Origin of the sequence: Candidatus Poriferisodalis sp. (assembly GCF_965208895.1) — a bacterium.
Lineage (GTDB): Bacteria > Actinomycetota > Acidimicrobiia > Acidimicrobiales > Poriferisodalaceae > Poriferisodalis.
This window is the reverse complement of sequence record NZ_OZ242363.1, coordinates 3,700,703-3,716,769: the sequence shown is the minus strand read 5'-3', so window position 1 is coordinate 3,716,769 and position 16,067 is coordinate 3,700,703. Positions and strand designations below refer to the sequence as shown.

Annotated in this window: 17 protein-coding genes and 2 pseudogenes; 5 read left to right on the top strand and 14 right to left on the bottom strand. The window is 65.7% G+C overall.

Annotated elements, in window-relative coordinates; all coding sequences use genetic code 11:
* Positions 1 to 24 precede the first annotated feature (24 nt).
* The 10 genes from ACOGJB_RS16630 to ACOGJB_RS16585 all read right to left on the bottom strand — a co-directional run bounded on the left by ACOGJB_RS16630 (position 25) and on the right by ACOGJB_RS16585 (position 8,007).
* Positions 25 to 999, bottom strand: a complete 975-nt coding sequence (locus ACOGJB_RS16630; protein WP_419838201.1) for a F0F1 ATP synthase subunit gamma — start codon at positions 997 to 999, stop codon at positions 25 to 27.
* Positions 1,000 to 1,016: 17 nt separating this feature from the next.
* Positions 1,017 to 2,603, bottom strand: a complete 1,587-nt coding sequence (atpA, locus tag ACOGJB_RS16625; RefSeq protein ID WP_419838200.1) for a F0F1 ATP synthase subunit alpha — start codon at positions 2,601 to 2,603, stop codon at positions 1,017 to 1,019.
* The gene (atpH, locus tag ACOGJB_RS16620) at positions 2,600 to 3,127 is read right to left on the bottom strand and encodes an ATP synthase F1 subunit delta (protein ID WP_419838199.1); all 528 of its coding nucleotides are present in this window, start codon (positions 3,125 to 3,127) and stop codon (positions 2,600 to 2,602) included. Before atpH ends, atpA begins: the two co-directional genes overlap by 4 nt.
* Positions 3,128 to 3,216: 89 nt before the next feature.
* Positions 3,217 to 3,756 carry a F0F1 ATP synthase subunit B gene (gene atpF / locus ACOGJB_RS16615; protein WP_419838198.1) on the bottom strand — a complete coding sequence of 180 codons (540 nt, stop codon included), beginning with the start codon at positions 3,754 to 3,756 and terminating at the stop codon, positions 3,217 to 3,219.
* A 9-nt stretch (positions 3,757 to 3,765) separates the two neighbouring features.
* Positions 3,766 to 4,017, bottom strand: coding sequence for an ATP synthase F0 subunit C (gene atpE, locus ACOGJB_RS16610; RefSeq protein WP_419838197.1), 252 nt, complete (start codon positions 4,015 to 4,017; stop codon positions 3,766 to 3,768).
* Positions 4,018 to 4,124: 107 nt separating this feature from the next.
* Positions 4,125 to 4,937, bottom strand: coding sequence for a F0F1 ATP synthase subunit A (atpB, locus tag ACOGJB_RS16605; RefSeq protein WP_419838196.1), 813 nt, complete (start codon positions 4,935 to 4,937; stop codon positions 4,125 to 4,127).
* Positions 4,934 to 5,413: an ATP synthase subunit I gene (locus ACOGJB_RS16600; protein ID WP_419838195.1), complete on the bottom strand. Its 480-nt coding sequence runs from the start codon at positions 5,411 to 5,413 to the stop codon at positions 4,934 to 4,936. The genes atpB and ACOGJB_RS16600 overlap by 4 nt, the downstream gene beginning before the upstream one ends.
* Positions 5,410 to 5,868 carry an AtpZ/AtpI family protein gene (locus ACOGJB_RS16595; RefSeq protein WP_419838194.1) on the bottom strand — a complete coding sequence of 153 codons (459 nt, stop codon included), beginning with the start codon at positions 5,866 to 5,868 and terminating at the stop codon, positions 5,410 to 5,412. Before ACOGJB_RS16595 ends, ACOGJB_RS16600 begins: the two co-directional genes overlap by 4 nt.
* Positions 5,869 to 7,168: 1,300 nt before the next feature.
* Positions 7,169 to 7,414 (bottom strand): hypothetical protein, encoded by a 246-nt coding sequence (locus ACOGJB_RS16590; protein WP_419838193.1) that lies wholly within the window; start codon positions 7,412 to 7,414, stop codon positions 7,169 to 7,171.
* 23 nt (positions 7,415 to 7,437) lie between these two features.
* On the bottom strand, positions 7,438 to 8,007 hold the full coding sequence (locus tag ACOGJB_RS16585) for a hypothetical protein (RefSeq protein WP_419838192.1): 570 nt from the start codon (positions 8,005 to 8,007) through the stop codon (positions 7,438 to 7,440).
* Positions 8,008 to 8,162: 155 nt separating this feature from the next.
* Here ACOGJB_RS16585 and ACOGJB_RS16580 point away from each other — a divergent pair.
* The 4 genes and pseudogenes from ACOGJB_RS16580 to ACOGJB_RS16565 all read left to right on the top strand — a co-directional run.
* Positions 8,163 to 8,291, top strand: a pseudogene (locus ACOGJB_RS16580) (hypothetical protein); the annotation flags it as partial.
* Positions 8,243 to 8,449, top strand: a complete 207-nt coding sequence (locus ACOGJB_RS16575; RefSeq protein WP_419840760.1) for a pentapeptide repeat-containing protein — start codon at positions 8,243 to 8,245, stop codon at positions 8,447 to 8,449. The pseudogene ACOGJB_RS16580 and the gene ACOGJB_RS16575, both read left to right, overlap by 49 nt.
* Before the next feature lie 606 nt (positions 8,450 to 9,055).
* Entirely contained in the window at positions 9,056 to 9,790 is a 735-nt protein-coding gene (locus ACOGJB_RS16570) for a recombinase family protein (protein WP_419838191.1), read from the top strand.
* 252 nt (positions 9,791 to 10,042) lie between these two features.
* A complete protein-coding gene (locus ACOGJB_RS16565; RefSeq protein ID WP_419838190.1) occupies positions 10,043 to 11,185 on the top strand; it encodes an AAA family ATPase in 1,143 nt (380 codons plus the stop codon).
* Between the two features lie 211 nt (positions 11,186 to 11,396).
* Here the strand turns inward: ACOGJB_RS16565 and glyA are convergent.
* Positions 11,397 to 12,377, bottom strand: a pseudogene (gene glyA / locus ACOGJB_RS16560) (serine hydroxymethyltransferase); the annotation flags it as partial.
* A gap of 71 nt (positions 12,378 to 12,448) precedes the next feature.
* Complete coding sequence (gene rpiB / locus ACOGJB_RS16555) at positions 12,449 to 12,889, bottom strand: ribose 5-phosphate isomerase B (protein ID WP_419840759.1); 441 nt, start codon at positions 12,887 to 12,889, stop codon at positions 12,449 to 12,451.
* A 371-nt stretch (positions 12,890 to 13,260) separates the two neighbouring features.
* Between rpiB and ACOGJB_RS16550 the strand changes: the two genes are divergently transcribed.
* A complete protein-coding gene (locus ACOGJB_RS16550; protein ID WP_419838189.1) occupies positions 13,261 to 14,349 on the top strand; it encodes a Fic family protein in 1,089 nt (362 codons plus the stop codon).
* 139 nt (positions 14,350 to 14,488) lie between these two features.
* On the opposite strand, the gene ACOGJB_RS16545 is transcribed toward ACOGJB_RS16550, so the two are convergent.
* The gene (locus ACOGJB_RS16545; RefSeq protein ID WP_419838188.1) at positions 14,489 to 15,325 is read right to left on the bottom strand and encodes a nucleotidyl transferase AbiEii/AbiGii toxin family protein; all 837 of its coding nucleotides are present in this window, start codon (positions 15,323 to 15,325) and stop codon (positions 14,489 to 14,491) included.
* Entirely contained in the window at positions 15,322 to 16,002 is a 681-nt protein-coding gene (locus tag ACOGJB_RS16540; protein WP_419840758.1) for a helix-turn-helix domain-containing protein, read from the bottom strand. Before ACOGJB_RS16540 ends, ACOGJB_RS16545 begins: the two co-directional genes overlap by 4 nt.
* Positions 16,003 to 16,067 lie beyond the last annotated feature (65 nt).

The following is a 16,067-nucleotide window of genomic DNA, read 5'->3' as shown; positions in this document are numbered from 1 at the left end:
GAGCAGAGCGGAGGTGCGGTGGGGTTACTCGCGCGCACGGAACAAGTTCGCGGTACGGGCTTCGATGGTGTCCGACAGCAGGTCGACCTCGCCGCCGGAGGTCTGCGACAGTGCTTCAGCGCCGCCGACGATCTCCATGATCTCGGTGGTGATGGCGTCTTGGCGGGCACGGTTCATGACGCGCGTCAGGTTGGTCTTGAGGTCCTCGGCGTTGTCGGTGGCGGCCTTCATGGCGCGCTGGCGCGCCGCGTGCTCCGAAGCCGAGGCTTCAAGCACCGCGGAGTACAGCCGGGCCTCGGCGTAGCGCGGCAGCAACCGTTCGAGGATGGCGGCGGGCTCGGGCTCGAACTCGTAGCCGCCGTCGGGGCCGCCTGCACCGGCGTCGGCGTCCGCGTCAGTGTCGCCGATGTCGCTGGTTTCGAGCGGCATGAACGGCACGATCGCCACTTCCTGGCTGCCCATCGAATGGAACTGGGTGTAGGCCAGCATGACCCGCTGGCAGCCGTCCTCGAACAGGGCCGTCGCTGCGGCAGCGATCTGCTGGGCATCGGCGTAGCTGGGCTGATCGCTGAAGCCCTCGAAGCCAGCAGCGATGCGGTAGTCGCGGAAGCGGAAATAGCCGAGCGCCTTGCGCCCCGACAGCACCAGCTCGTAGTCGCGGCCCTCCGCTGCATCGGCGGCGATGGCTCGCTCGGTGGCCCGCAGGACATTGTTGTTGTAGCCGCCGCACAGACCCCGGTCCGCAGCGATGACCACATAGGCCACCTTGGAGACCTCAGCCGGCTCGCGCAGGAGCGGGTGGTCGGCTTCGCCACCGGCGGAGGCCAAGTTGGCGATGACGGCTGTCACCTTGTCGCTGTATGGCCGCGCAGCGCGAACTCGTGCCTGTGCCCGGACGATGCGTGACGCCGCGATCAGCTCCATGGCGCGCGTGATCTTCTTGGTGGCGTCGATCGACTTGATGCGACGCCGAAGAATGCGCTCCTGACCGCTTGCCATCTGTGCTCAGTCCCCGCTCAGCCCTCTGCGGCGTCGTCGGCGCCCGCCGCGGCCGCGTTGTCGCTGCCTTCGGCAGTGCTGTCGCTGCCGTCGGCAGTGCTCACGAACTGGTCGGTGAACGCCTCAACCGCAGCCTGCAGCGCAGCGGAGTCCACGTCGCCGGTGGAGGTGATGTCGGACATCAAGGCGCTGTGGCGCGTGCTCATGTAGGCAAGCAGCTCGTTCTCGTACCGGTTGACGTCTTCGACCGGAATGCCGTCGACGTAGCCGTTGGTGCCGGCATAGATGACGACCACCTGCTCGGCGACCGGCATCGGCGAATTGAGCCCCTGCTTGAGGAGTTCCACCAGCCGGTAGCCGCGACCGAGCTGTGCTGCGGACACAGCGTCGAGCTCGGAGCCGAACGTGGCAAACGCCTCGAGGTCGCGGAACTGGGCCAGGTCGATCTTGAGCGTGCCGGCCACATTCTTCATGGCCTTTGTCTGCGCCGCAGATCCCACCCTCGACACCGAGATGCCCACGTCCACTGCGGGCCGCACACCGGACTTGAACAGGTCGTCTTGGAGGTAGATCTGCCCGTCGGTGATCGAGATCACATTGGTCGGGATATACGCCGAGACGTCGCCCGCCTTGGTCTCGATGATCGGCAACGCAGTGAGCGAGCCAGCACCGTTGACGTCGGACAGCTTGGCGGCACGTTCGAGCAGACGGCTGTGGAGGTAGAAGACGTCGCCGGGATAGGCCTCGCGACCCGGCGGGCGGCGCAGCAGCAGTGACATCTGGCGGTAGGCCTCGGCCTGCTTGGACAGATCGTCATAGACGATGAGGGCGTGGTCGCCGGTCTCCATCCAGTGCTGGCCCATCGCGCAGCCGGCGTAGGGCGCCAAGTACTTGAAGGGCGCTGGGTCTGACGCTGGCGCCGAGACGACCACCGTGTACTCCATGGCGCCGCGCTCGCGCAGCGTGTTGACCACTTGCGCGACCGTCGAACCCTTCTGCCCGATGGCCACATAGATGCACTTCACGCCCAAACCGGCCTGGTTCAGGATCGTGTCGACGGCGACTGAGGTTTTGCCGGTCTTGCGGTCGCCGATGATGAGCTCGCGCTGGCCCCGGCCGACGGGCGTCATCGAGTCGATGGCCTTGATGCCGGTCTGCAGCGGCTCGTGCACGGGCTTGCGACCCATCACGCCCGGCGCCTGGATCTCCATGCGGCGTTCGACGGCGCCGGCGATCTCGCCCTGACCGTCGATCGGCTCTCCCAGTGCGTTGACCACGCGCCCCAGCACGGCGTCGCCGACCGGGACCGACAGGATGCGGCCGGTGGCCCGTACCGCCTGGCCCTCCTCGATGTGCTCGACGCTGCCGAGCACCACGGCGCCGATCGAATCCTCGTCGAGGTTCAGCGCCAAGCCCACATCGCCGCTCTGGAACTCGAGGATCTCGTTCACCGAGCATCCGGGCAGACCCGAGACGCGGGCGATGCCATCGCCGACCTCGAGGATGCGTCCGACCGTGCCGGACTCGATCGCCGGGTCGAAGCCCTCGAGATTCCGGCGGATGGCCGAGGTGATGTCGCCAATGTTGATGCTCAAGTCGGTCACGACAGTCGCTCCTTCATCTTGTCGAGCCGAGTGCGTACCGAGCCGTCGAAGACTGTGTCGCCGATCTGGGCAGTCAGTCCTCCGATGATCTCGGGGTCCACTACGACATGGACGGTCACGTTGCGGCCGCTGGCGCGGGTCAGGGCCTCAGCAACCCCTGCGATCTGGGATTCGGTGAGCGCGACGGCCGAGCGGACTTCGGCCACCGCCCCGCCACGGCTGGCGGCTGCCAGCGTCAGTGCTTCGTCTGCGATCGCATCGATATCGCCGCCACGGCCGGCCCCCACCAGCATCGCCACCACGTTGAGCGTGACCGGCGACGCCTGATCAGCCAACAGGTCTTCGATGATGCCGATACGGCGTGAAGCCGGGACGGTGCGGTCTGACAGCACGCGGCGCAGCTCTTCATTTCCGGCAGCGGAGCGGCCCACCGCCGACAGTTCCTCGGTCACGCGGTCGAGCGCGTCCTCGGCCTGTGCGATGGCCACGACTGCGCCGGCGTAACCCTCGGTGCGCTCGCTCATCGGTCGATCCTGGTCATCTGTTCAACTCCTGTCCCGGCCCCACCTGTCAACCCGGCTGGATTGGCGGGGGCGGGCAATGGGCGGGACGTTCAGTTCCCCACCCGTTCGATGTAGTCCTCGATCAGCTGGGCGTGAGCCGCTTCGTCGATGCTGGCGCGCACCACCTGCTCGGCGGCGCCCACGGCGATCGACGTGATGTCGGCGCGCACCTCGGCCATTGCCCGCGCACGAGCCGCCTCGATGTCGGCTTCAGCCTGGGCTCTGCGCTCAGCAATCTCGGGCTCGATGGCCGCGAGCCGTTCCTGGCGGACGGTCTCGGCGGCAGCGCGGGCTTCCTCGATGATGCGTGCTGCCTCGGCGTTGGCTTCGGCAAGGCGAGCGTCGTAGGACGCACGCAGCTCCTCCGCCTCGGTCTTGGCACTCGCCGCCGAGTCCAGGTCGCCTTGGATTCGCTCGGTGCGAGCCTCCATGGCCCGGCGAATGGGCGGCAACGCGAACTTCCACATCACGATGAGGAGAAGGAAGAATGCGATCGAGCCCCAGAACACCTCGAACAATTCGGGGATGATCGGGTTGGAGGTTGCCTCGCCCTCAGTCGCGGCGAGCAGGCCGGATGCCACTGCGTTCACTGCCGCCTCCTACGCGAAGTTGAGCAGGATGAACACCACGAAACCGATGAGGGCCAAGGCCTCGGTGAACGCGATGCCCAAGAACATGGTCGTGCGGACCATGCCTGCTGATTCGGGCTGGCGGGCCATCGCAGTGATGGCGTTGCCGACGACGAGACCGATGCCGACGCCTGGGCCGATGGCCGCGAGGCCATAGCCGAGGCCGGCACCGAGTGCCTTGAGGCCGTCGAGTGCGGTATCCGCTTGTGCGAGCAAGTCCATTACTCGTGTTCTCCTGTGTTGTACGGGATTGTGGGGCAGGGGCCGCAGCGCCGGGGCACTGGGCGGCCGATGGTCGGTCGGGCTGGGTCGTTTGGGCGGGGCCGGGTCTAGTGCTCGGGGTGGAGGGCGCCGCCGATGTACACGGCGGTAAGGATCGTGAAGATGAATGCCTGCAAGGCCGCCACCAAGATCTCGAACCCCGTGAGTCCGATCAGCATGAGGAACGGGAACGGCGTGATGATGACCAGCCATGTGGGCGTGCTGTCGGTGAGCGCCAGCCAGAACACGGTATGGGACAGCACCGCGAAGGTGACCAGCAGCAGGTGGCCGGCAAGCATGTTGGCGAAGAGCCGCACCGCCAGCGAGAACGGCCGCACGACGAACGTCGACACGAACTCGATGAGCGCCACCAGAGGGAGCAGCGCCTTGGGCACGCCTGGCGGGACCACCACGTTCTTCAGGTAGCCGAAGAAGCCGTGATTCTTGATGCCGATGCCGTTGAACACCAGCCACACCAAGATCGCGAGCGTCGCTGGCATCGCCATGCGCGCGTTGGCCGGGAAGTGGATGAGCGGCACCACCTCAGTGATGTTGGAGAAGAAGATGAACAGGAACATCGACAGCAGGAACGGCAGATAGCGCAGGCCGTCGGGGCCGATGGACTGCATGATGATGTTCTCGCGGATGAACCCGACCGAGGTCTCTGCCACGGTCTGGATGCCGCGCGGAGCGGCGATGACCGGCGACCGCTCGTAGCGACGCTTGGCCATCACGAAGATCGCCACGGGGGCCACGAAGGCGAAGATGTAGATGATGCCGACTTTGTTCAGCGCGAATATCGAGTCGTCAAGTCCCGGGATGATGTTCGGCCACTCCAAGAGGTGCCCGATGTCAGGAAAGGTCAGCGCTAGCAAGTTCACTTCTGCTCCTTGCCGGGACGTGAGAGATCGAGGCCTGGGGCTGCGAGCCGCAGGGAAACATATCGGATCTCCCACACAAGCAGACCGAGATGGCTCGCGAGGATGGTGATTGCGATGGGCACGGGCTCAAAAAACCCGAGCGGGCTGACCGCGAGCACGACGCCGGCGAGTACCGCGAGACGCACGATGAAGCCGCCCAGCGTGACTCCCATGAGCGCGACGGGCGACGTGCGCGCGCCCCATGCCATCAGCGCTGCGGCGGCCGCGAGATTGCCGACGACCAGCACATATCCGAGCGCGGAGGAGAGCGCGCCGCCCATGCCCCAGATGAACCCGCTGACCACGACCCAGGCGGGAAATACCCACAGGCTGCGGCGTGCCATGTCGAACGCGATATCGCGTTCAGGGGCGTGGTCACCACCAGGCTGCACGCCGTCGTCGGACTCGGCTCGCTCGTCGGACATCGCCGTTGTCACGAGTGCAGTCGCGCAGTCGCTGAGCGTCCGGTCTGGTTGTCGGCTGGTTGAGGCGTCTCAGCCATGCCGAGGGGCGCCGATGAGTCGGCGTCGGCGTTGGCGTCGGCATCGACGTCGAGCGATACGCCCGTCGGCAACGACGCCGGCTCGTCGAGTCGGTTCGAGCGGTCGATGCCCCGGCGCTCGGCAGGACGGCCGGCCACGATCTCCTCTTCGTGGATCTGCATGCGCTCGGCATAGCGATACCACTCGACCAAGAGCTTGACGACGCACGCAACCGTGCCAAAGCTGAACGCGAGCCATGGTCCGGTACCCCACCAGCGGTCCAGCCCAAACCCAGCCGCCGCGAATATCGCCGGCGTCACGACGATCTCGATGGCCTTGGCCAAGCCGTCCTCACTGCCGGTGCCGTTGCGACCGTCCCGCTGCTCGTCGCGCGGGTTGTTCGTTTGCATGGATCCGAAAGTCTCCGACGCCGCAGGAAGTTCCGACGCGCACCCCGATCAGCCACGAGTTCCGCACGAATCTCGGGGGCGAGCGCTGAATTAGCCGCCCGCAATCTACGGGCTGGCCCGCATCCCCGCACACGATCCGAGCTTGCGTTGGGAGGGTGTCAAGGGGTCAGGGTAACTCAGGGCGCGGGTCGTCATTGGCTGAGGCGAGCGAGGTTGCTTGGCATCGTGCGATGGCCCAATCTTTGACGCCTGCGCAGAACAGTGAAGATGTTGGCGGGGGCCAGGCCATCGGTGTCTTACTTGCCGCTTGACAAGGGAGCGTCCGAGTGTCGCTGTTGCGGTTGCCGGGACTCCCACCGGTGGATTCAGGCTTAGCCCTGCGCTGCCTGTCGCCGCAGCCGCCGCCGAAGCAGCCACGCTGTCCACGCCACTAGGACAATGCTCGAAACTGCGACCGCTGCGCCCGGTGAGCGCGGGCCAATTAGCAAACTGCTAAGGCCGACGAGCACGGCGACCGTTGCGCCTCCAGAGCTGTACGTCGTTTGCCTGACTACGAGCCTGACGGCACGATCCATTCGAGTTCGCGGAGGAAGCAGTGACACGGCTTGATCATATGTGTGTCTCGATTCGCCCCGTGGGTGATTCTCAGCTCGGCGGGACATCTCCCATTCGTTGGCATCGCTCCATCCTCTCAGGGACCCCCAGAGCCTCCACCAAAACCGAGGCGATTCAAATAGAGCCAATCGCCGACGAAGAAAAGCAAGAAGCCCTCTTGCCCAAGTCGTAGCTCTGGGGAAGTGGGGAACAAACGACAACGGCACCCGGCCAGCACAACGCCGACCGGGTGCCTGTAGTCATTGGGCTAGTGGCGTGGACTAGCCATGTGGCTCCAGTAGCCGCGTCGGTGGGTCCATATCAGCCAGAAGAGGCAAGTCGTGATGTACCCGATGACCTGGGCGAGCACGAACCAGACGAGTGCGACTCTAGTGAAGCTGAAGCTGAACAGAGCGACACACATCGTTACTGCGCTGGCTGCCCGGAGCGCGACGTTGTCGCGGCGATCCCTAGGTCTCTGCTCGAACATCGGCCACAGAAGCGCTGGTCGTCTCTGAGTCGTCGAGGTGCTCACGGTCGGAGTGTAGTTCAGGGCGCTCATTTCCGATTTCGCGGGCTTCGGCTGCGGCGGCTTCGGCCACGGCGACGCTGCGGGCGGCCGTGTCGGCTCCACCAACCGCCCGCGTGCAGGTTCATCGGCGGCGGGTTGCGGGCGGGCTCATGGGCTCCCGCCGACAGCCTCGCCTCAGTCCAACCGCCCAGCAGCCATAACCGCTTCGCGCGCCGCCTCGCGTCGGCGTTCTCGAACAGCCTGCCTGGCGGCCTCGATACCGAACGACCAACAGAGAGCCATGAACGCAATCACCACTATGCCCTGCGCCCCCGAGTCGAAATACGCCGTCGCAATGCAAGCGGCGATGCCGAGCGTGATGAGAACAGAGGCTCGCAGCGCAAGCCTCTTCGATCTCGGCGTCTCGATGTCGGCGCTCATGGGTTCAGGGTAGCTCGGGGCGTTTAGGGCGACGTCGAACAGATGTAGAGCTTGGGTTGCAGACACCTCAAGCGGTTGATCGCATCAATGAGCGCCTTGCGGTTTTGCCAACTGCGGTTGGCTTGATAGTCAGCCCTCGCCTTTGCCGCAGCTCCCTCCGCCTCGGTAACCGCATCGCTGTCGGGCGGGTCGTTGTCGTCGTTGCTGTCGCTGTCGTCGGTGCCGCCGTCGTCGGCCGCGTCGTCGTCGGTGTCGCTGTCGTCGGTGCCGCCGTCGCCGGTGCCGCCGTCGTCAATGGAAAGATCAATCCAATCGACGCCGATGGTGCATCCGAGGTCGCCGGCCCGCTGGGAGATTCTCGCAGCCACACTCGGCTTGCCCTTGACTATCGCGCCAAGCGCAGCGGTAGACAGAACGGCGCAGCCGGCGTAAGTGGTCGCAACCTGGACGGGCCGCGGCAGTTCGTTCCAAGCCTTCCTGTATTCCTCGATGGCTTTGTCTCGCTCTTCGGCTTCGAGTTCCGCCACCCCGGCCGTGGCTTCCTTCCAGTCCTCGAAGATCTCGCCGATCTCGCGCAGCCAGTTGTTACCCATCACTCTGACGTAGCCGGCCAGCTCCCTGCCTGAAGGGCCTGCGCAACCCGCCGGCTGCGCGGGCGGGTCAAACGAGCTGTTGGTGCCGTCGTTGACCTTGTTGAGCGCGTCGATCAGACCATCCGCATAGTCGCCGCAAGGATCAGCCGTCGTGGTTGTGGGCGGCGGCGTGGTGGTGGTGGTGGTGCCTGTTCCCGGCTCGGTCTTGTCCGGCTCGGTCTTGTCCGGCTCGGTCTTGTCCGGCTCGGTCTTGTCCGGCTCGGTCTTGTCCGGCTCGGTCTTGTCCGGCTCGGTCTTGTCCGGCTCGGTCTTGTCCGGCTCGGTCTTGTCCGGCTCGGTCTTGTCCGGCTCGGTCTTGTCCGGCTCGGTGCTGTCCGGCTCGGTCTTGTCGGTGCCGCCCTTGTCCTTGTCGTGGTTGCTGTTGTCAGAGGGGATGGGGTAGCAGTTCGGGAACGTGCCCGTCGTGCCAGCGCCGCAGTTCTGGTTCGCCGGAGGGATCGGGTAGCAGTTCGGGAACGTGCCCGTCATGCCTGCCCCGCAGGTGTGGGTGTGGCTGACGGTGACGGTCTCGGTCCAGCACTGCTGTCCGGCGAATGGGTCGTAGGAGCAGCGCTGCTTGGTCGTGGTCTGGCTGTGCGCTGCTGCGGGTTGGGCGACCACGGCGAGCGTGGAAGCGGCAACGAGCAGCGCGCACAGCGCCGCGAGTGTCCGTTTGGTCATAGTGGGTCCCTCCAGGCGGTTGTGTGCGATTCGCGACCACGCCGACCGCATACGGGGGACCCATGCAATTGATGCCGCCCGCGGTGCCGGCACAGTCGCGAATCCTTCATTTCCGATACAGCAGAACGGACCGCAACGGGCACCGAAAAGCCGCCGACCGCAGTGCGTGGCGTGACGCCTGCACGTCCGGGCGGAAACCCAGCAGATATGCGGGTTCAGGGCCTGCGGGACGGGCTGCGGCGCGTTGACGCGAGGCCGGGCGGGGCGTGTGTTGCAGGACCGCGCAGGCCTGTGTACGATATGAAGGATTCCGGTACACTCAGAAATCATGCCTGACCAGCGGTTTCAGACGAAAGACCCCAGCGTGCTGCGTGCCGTCTCCTATGCCCGGGTGTCCACCGGGGCACAAGCCCGGTCAGGTCTGGGCACCGACGCCCAGCACCGAGCAGTCGAACGCGAGGCCCGCGCACGCGGCTGGCACGTCATCAGCCGCATCACCGACGATGCAGTGTCGGGCACCATCCCCACACAGCGCAGGCCCAAGCTGAGAAACGCGCTCGCACAGCTCGCGTGCGGCAACGTCGACGTGCTCGCCGTCGCCCGATCAGACCGACTCGCGCGCTCAGCAATCGAGCTGCTCCAACTCCACCAGCGCGCTGAGGACGAAGGCTGGACCCTCGCCGCTCTCGACGCCCCCACCGAACTCACAGGCCCCGAAGGGCGGCTGTATCTCGGAGTGCGCGCAGTGTTCGCCGAGTTCGAAGCCGCCATGGCAGGCGCCCGCACCGCCGACGCGCTCGAAATCGCCCGCAGCCGAGGCGTACGCCTCGGCAGGCCCAGCCGCCACGACGACGCCACCAAAGCACTCGCCGCACAGCTGCGCGCATCAGACCACAGCTACGGCCAGATCGCCGCCGCGCTCACCGAGACCGGCATCCGCACCCCGACCGGCAACACACAATGGACCCGCTCGTCGGTGCAGTCCCTGCTGAGAACCATCGAACACGACCGCCAAGCACGCGCCCAAGCCGACCGCTGGACCGCCGAACAAACCAAAGACTGATACCGGCACCACAACACCTGCAACCCCCCATTGCCCGGGTCGGCTGCGGCCAGCTCTCGTGCAGCTCGTGATATTCGGCTTTCGACACGCCGACTCCGCCGGAACACGCTGGGCCAGCGGCATCGAGGTCGAGTTGTGCGTCGCCCATCTGGCGGCAAGACAAAAGCCGCAAATGCACTAAAGAAAACAAATACACTAAACAGCACAAATAGCCATCCACCGTTGCATCGAGCCAAGGAGGCGAACTCGGCGATGAATGGATCGAACCCGTTCGCCCCGACGTTCGGCAGCGCGCCGCCGGTCATGGCTGGACGCGGCGACATCTTGGACACGATCCATGAAGCGCTGATCACCGGGACAACCCATCCCGACTACACCACGATCTTCTTCGGTGTTCGAGGCGCCGGCAAGACGGTCATGCTCAATGCCGCCGAAGATGTCGCCCGTGAGCAGGGCTGGCTGACGATTTCCGAGGACGCCAGCAGGTCCGGCATGATTGCACGGATCGAAAGGGCGGCCATCCGCCACATCCATGCGCTCACCGGACCGCAGAAACGCCGCGTGCGCTCGGTGCAGGCGTTCAGTCTCGGAGCAGACTTCGGGGACGCACCACCGCCCGATGCCGCCGAGAGTCTGCGCGAAGCGCTCAGCGACCTGGGCGACCTCCTCGCGAACGAGGCCACCGGCTTGATGATCACTGTCGACGAGTTGCTCAGCGCAGACCGGCACGAGATCCGAGAATTCGGGTCGGTCATGCAGCACGTGTGCCGACGTGAGCAGCGGCCGATCGCTTTCGCGGGCGCAGCGCTGCCGCCGTTCGAGGAGTACATCGAGACCGAGGACCGGTCGGCATTCCTTCATCGCTGTTCACGGCACGACATAGGCCAGCTCAACCGCGCCGACACGCGCTTAGCGCTCTCGGCCCCGATCGAGGAACAGGGTCGCGCGATCGATGACCAAGCGCTTGACGCAGCAAGCCTCGCCACCTCTGGCTATGCATTCATGGTGCAGCTCGTCGGCTTCTACACGTGGGCTGCGGCACCGGCCGGGTCGTCATTGATCACCCGCGAGCACGTCGAATCGGGCTTAGCCGAGGCGAATCGACGCGTGAGCCGCCACGTGCTGGCGCCCACTTGGCGTGACCTGTCGCCGATCGACCGACGCTTCCTGAGGGCAATGGCAGCCGACGACGGCGAGTCGCGCCTCGCTGAGATAGCGCAACGCCTAGACGTGGATGTCAGCTACGCAGGCGTCTACCGACAGCGGCTCATTCGCGCAGGCATGGTCGTGCCGACCGCACGCGGCCGCGTCGACCTCGCCCACCACGCAGCACGAGCCTGGATCCGAGACATGCCGCTCGACCCCCGAGAGCTGCCGCCAAAGATGTCCGACTGAGGCCACCCCGGACGCCCACGCAAGCAGGGTCTCATCGCCGCCGCGCTCACCGAGACCGGCACCCGCACGCCTACCGGCAATACACAATGGAAACGCTCATCGGCGCAGTCTCTGCTGCGAACCATCGAGCACGACAGCCGAGCTCGCGTCCAGGCCGACCGCTGGACCGCCGAGCAGGCCGACGACTGATTCCGGTCAGGTCGGCGTCGAAGGTGCGCAGGTCGATGAGCAGCAGGTGATTGTCGGTACCGCCCGAGACCAGCCGGAAGCCGTGATGTGCGAGTGCGTCTGCCAGAGCGGCCGCGTTCTCGACGATGCGGGCCTGGTACGCGGCGAAGGAGGGGCGCGCTGCCTCGGCGAAGCCCACCGCCTTGGCAGCGACAGCATGATCGAGCGGGCCGCCCTGGCTGCCGGGGAACACCGCTGAGTCGATGCGCTTGGCGTATTCCTGAGTGCACAGGATCGTCCCGCCGCGCGGCCCGCGCATCGTCTTGTGCGTCGTGAAGGTGACGATGTCGGCAACCGGCACCGGATTCGGGTGCACGCCGCCGACGATCAGCCCGGCAATGTGGGCTGCATCGAACATGAAGACCGCGCCGATCTCGTCGCAGATTTCGCGGAACGGCACTGGGTCGATGCGGCGGGGATATGCCGTCGCGCCCGCCACGATCAGCCTGGGCCGATGCTCGCGGGCCAACTCGGCCATGGCGTCGTAGTCGATCCGCTCGTCGCTGGGCGTCAGGCCGTAGCTCACGAAGTTGTAGAGCCGCCCGCTGACATTGACGGGCGAACCATGGGTCAGGTGCCCGCCTTGGTCGAGGCTCATGCCCATCACCGTGTCGCCGATGTCGAGGAGCGCCAAGTACACAGCAGCGTTTGCCTGCGAGCCCGAATGGGGCTGCACGTTCGCATGCTCAGCGCCGAACAGCGCCTTGACCCGATCGATGGCGAGCTGCTCGGCGGCATCTGCGTTGACGTTGCCGCCGTAGTAGCGGCGCCGGGGGTAGCCCTCGCTGTACTTGTTGGTGAGCACGCTTCCGGTCGCCGCCATCACCGCGGGAGATGCGAAGTTCTCCGACGCGATGAGTTGGATCGTCGTCATCTGGCGCCCGAACTCGGCTGCCAGCACGGCATCGATCTCGGGATCGCCGAGCGGCGCCCAACTCGCTGCTGCGGGGTGCGTTGCGGTCATGAAGCTGTGTCTCCTTGGGATGCGCGTCGAGTGCGGGGTGCCTCAGTTCGGCTTCGAATGCTCAGGCCGTCTCAGCGACGGCCGAGTGCGTCGATCTTGTCCACCCGCCGCTGATGGCGTCCGCCTTCGAACGCCGCTGCAAGGTACGCATCGAGAGCGGCCAGCGCCCCGCCGGCATCCACGAGACGGGCGCCGAGACAGATCACGTTGGCGTCGTTGTGCTCACGGGCAAGCCGAGCCGATGTCTCGTCGTGAACAGTGGCCGCACGGACTCCGGCCACCTTGCCGGCGGCCATCGCGATGCCGATGCCGCTGCCGCACACCGCCACACCGATGTCTGCCGTCCGGTTCGCCACCAACTTGGCGACGGCCTCGCCGAAATCGGGATAGTCGACCGACTCCGGGCCATTGGTGCCCAAGTCCACCACCTCATATCCGCTGCCGCGCAGATGCTGCGCCAAGCGATCCTTCAGCTCCCAGCCAGCGTGATCGGCAGCAAGCGCGATCGTCAGCGGCGGAGAGGCATGGGGGTTGCGGTGAGCCACCGTGCAAGTCTCGCAGCCGTCGCCGCCCCTCAAGTACGAGGCTGCGCAAATCCCAGGGTGAATCAACTGGACCAATGGACGGGTCCTCGTCAGCGCCGCGGCAGCTGATGCGGCAGGAATGATCGACCTGCCTCGCAGGATGCACATCCGAGGTTGAAGTTGAACTGTTCAATTGGTTTGGCTCTGCCGCGACAGATTGCCGGACGGTGTCGTAGCACGAGAACCGCAAGGTCTTCGAATTTGCGCGCTAGATTCACATCGGTGCAGACGCAACAATTGAAATCTCGCGCCAGGACCGCTGTTGCTACGTGTTGCAGTCTCGGAACGGTTGAAGCGACGTGACGGACCGTTCCGAGGCCATCCGTCGCCCGGGACCCGGCCGCCCGTCGCACTCAGAGGTCTACGAGCGCCTTCAGATCCAGGTCAATGAGTTGCGAAAGAACCTCGGCGGGCTTCCTCTTCCCGAAGAAGCCAGCGATATCTGGAAGGGCATGTGGTATGAGGAGGCGCACCACTCGACCGCTCTGGAAGGCAACACGCTCGTACTCAAGCAAGTGGAGCGATTGCTTGCGGAAGGGCGGGCGGTCGGCAACAAGGAACTCAATGAGTACTTGGAAGTCAGAGGGTACGGCGACGCGGCCGAGTGGGTGTACGCCCAAGCGGTTCGCCCTGTCGGGCTCAGCCGGCACAAGCAGATCGTGACTCTCGCAGAAGTCCGGGAAATCCACCGTGCTGCGCTTTCGCCGGTTTGGGAGGTAGCGCCTCACCCGAACGCGACACGCGCCGAGAGGCCCGGCAACTATCGCGAGCATGAGATCCACCCGTTCCCCGAAGGCATGACTCCGGTCTCATCGCCTCTCATCGGGGCCGAGATGACAGCATGGGCGCAGCAAGTCAATGCGCTCGACCCCGCCGAGCTTCACTTCCCGGATGACTTGGCCTCAGTCCATTGTCGCTTCGAGCAGATACACCCGTTTCTGGACGGGAACGGGCGAACCGGACGATTGGTCCTCAATCTGGTGCTCGTACGGCTCGGTTTTCCTCCGGCGATCATCTACAAGCGAGATCGTGACCGGTACCTCCGAGCACTGCGACGGGCCGACGACGGCGTCCCCGGTCCGCTCGGTGCGATGCTCGCTCGCGCTGTCTTGGACAGCCTGTACCGATTTGTTCTTCCCGCCGTCGCCGGACCGGCCCGTCTCGTGCCACTGGAGGCCTTGGCAACCGGCGACACCAGCGAGGTGGCGCTTCGAGCGGCGGCGAATCGTGGGCGGCTTCAGGCGACTCGCGGAGGTGATGGCCGCTGGCGAAGCAGTCGGCGATGGGTCGACGAGTATCTGGAATCCCGCTATCGGCGCGTTTCCCACAGCAGGGCGGGGGTTGAGGAGACGCCGTCCCCAGGCGACGAAGATGGCTCGATGGTTTGAACTGTTCGATTAGTTCCGGACAGACTCAACAAACTCGCGAGGCCCAAAGCCCGCAGGCGGAATCCTGAGACTCTTCACGATGGCCCTTCTGACAGCCCCCCCTGCACGCTGAAATCGGAGCGAATAAATCAGCAGTCTCCTAGCGCTCAGATTGGCAGTGCCCCTCGTGATCTGGGTCAAGAACACAATGCGTGCCCGCTGTGGGCATCCACTTGCCACACAGCCCCGAGTCGGATGCTCGTTCGGTCTCGCGCACCCGCTGAGCGGAGCCCGCGACAGAGTCGTTGACAGCGATGTCGCGCATTTCGGCGATTCGGTCTCTCAGGTCGGGTGCGCGCCCTTGCAGGTGGTCCAGCGCGCCAGCGCGGCGATCCTCGTAGTCAGGGTCAGTGGGCAGCTTGCCGGGCCTGTCGAGCAGTCGCGTTATCTCTTCGAGCACATGGGGCGGGTGGCTGTACCCAAACCGACGGCAGTAATAGCCGAGGCCCGCCTCGAGGCTGCAGGCGCCGGATTGATCCATCGCGGCGAGGTCCAAGTAGTCGCGCAGCTTGGGGCGCAACCTGATGACGTCGAGCTTGGCGGCCATCAGGTCCGGGATCGAGCCGACAGTCATCCCTACGACCTCGGTGGGGGGAGCGACCCATTGCATGTCGGATGGCTGCACTTCGTTGGTCGGCAGTGCCCTGAAGATGTCGACCCTCACCCCGTCGACGAAGCCATGGAACATGCTGTCGGCCACCTCTTCGACGTCTACGACACTTGCTGCTGCGCGCAGCCGTTTCTCCTGCGCCTTGCCGGAGAAGTCCTCCAGCGTGATGACGTCGAGATCTTCCGAGATTCTGTGGCGTAGGTGGATGGCGACGGCGGTTCCGCCCATCAGCACTCCCCCGACTCTGTTGGCGCACTCTGCGACGTGAGGCCATACGCTGCGCAGATTCCCTGGCAGGACGTCGGCCAGCCCGTCGAGTTCGCTCATGGCGCAACTGCGCGTCGCGCCAGCTCGGCGTCGAGCAGCTCGGCGGTCGGTCCGGTGTCGAATCCTCGCAGAGTCCGGCACTCCTGGAGCACGTTCGTCGGCAGCGTCGAGATCGCCCACGCCCTTGCGCACACATCACGACCGCCGATCAGAGTCTCCGCAATGTGCAGACCGTGCTGGGAGATTCGCAGCGTGTCGGCGGAAGCACCCGACCAGAAGAGCCGCCAGAAACGCTGCGGCACGCGATCTGCTGCCTCACTCGCACGCCGGGTCGGCCGGTCTCGCAGGTACGCGAGCGCCCCCATGCAGCCGTCTGACCATGACAGCGCCCACAGAGTCGCAGGCCGCAGTTCGTACCCGCGCTGGATTGCCGTGGTGGTTCGCTCTGCCCAGCCGCGCCGCTCGAGTTCAGCAAGGCATCGCGACGCCTGCGAGTAGGAGACGTCGGCGAGCTCGGCGACTTTCGCCGCAGTAGCGCCGAATGGCCGCGCCCTCAACGCGTTCAGCACGCTCTTCGTTCCGCCGCTCAACGAGACAAGCGGGTTGTCGTCCACGCGCAGCGTGGCCGGCAGATGCTCGACCAGCCACGGGTCGCCCGGGCCCGAGGCTCGCCGACGCCGGTCTCCCAGCAGATGCCCCAGCCTTTCGACAAGCACAAGGTCCTTCACCGGCGACATGACTGACGAGATCCTGCGTGCGGTGACATGCGAGACACTGATCACCTCGACGATGGCTGCCGGTG

Coding starts and splice junctions, on each gene's coding strand:
- ACOGJB_RS16630 (WP_419838201.1), bottom strand. CDS start 999: ATGGCAAGCGGTCAGGAGCGCATTCTTCGGCGTCGCATCAAGTCGATC.
- atpH (WP_419838199.1), bottom strand. CDS start 3,127: ATGAGCGAGCGCACCGAGGGTTACGCCGGCGCAGTCGTGGCCATCGCA.
- atpE (WP_419838197.1), bottom strand. CDS start 4,017: ATGGACTTGCTCGCACAAGCGGATACCGCACTCGACGGCCTCAAGGCA.
- ACOGJB_RS16595 (WP_419838194.1), bottom strand. CDS start 5,868: ATGCAAACGAACAACCCGCGCGACGAGCAGCGGGACGGTCGCAACGGC.
- ACOGJB_RS16590 (WP_419838193.1), bottom strand. CDS start 7,414: ATGAGCGCCGACATCGAGACGCCGAGATCGAAGAGGCTTGCGCTGCGA.
- ACOGJB_RS16585 (WP_419838192.1), bottom strand. CDS start 8,007: ATGGGTAACAACTGGCTGCGCGAGATCGGCGAGATCTTCGAGGACTGG.
- ACOGJB_RS16570 (WP_419838191.1), top strand. CDS start 9,056: ATGCCTGACCAGCGGTTTCAGACGAAAGACCCCAGCGTGCTGCGTGCC.
- ACOGJB_RS16565 (WP_419838190.1), top strand. CDS start 10,043: ATGAATGGATCGAACCCGTTCGCCCCGACGTTCGGCAGCGCGCCGCCG.
- ACOGJB_RS16545 (WP_419838188.1), bottom strand. CDS start 15,325: ATGAGCGAACTCGACGGGCTGGCCGACGTCCTGCCAGGGAATCTGCGC.
- ACOGJB_RS16540 (WP_419840758.1), bottom strand. CDS start 16,002: ATGTCGCCGGTGAAGGACCTTGTGCTTGTCGAAAGGCTGGGGCATCTG.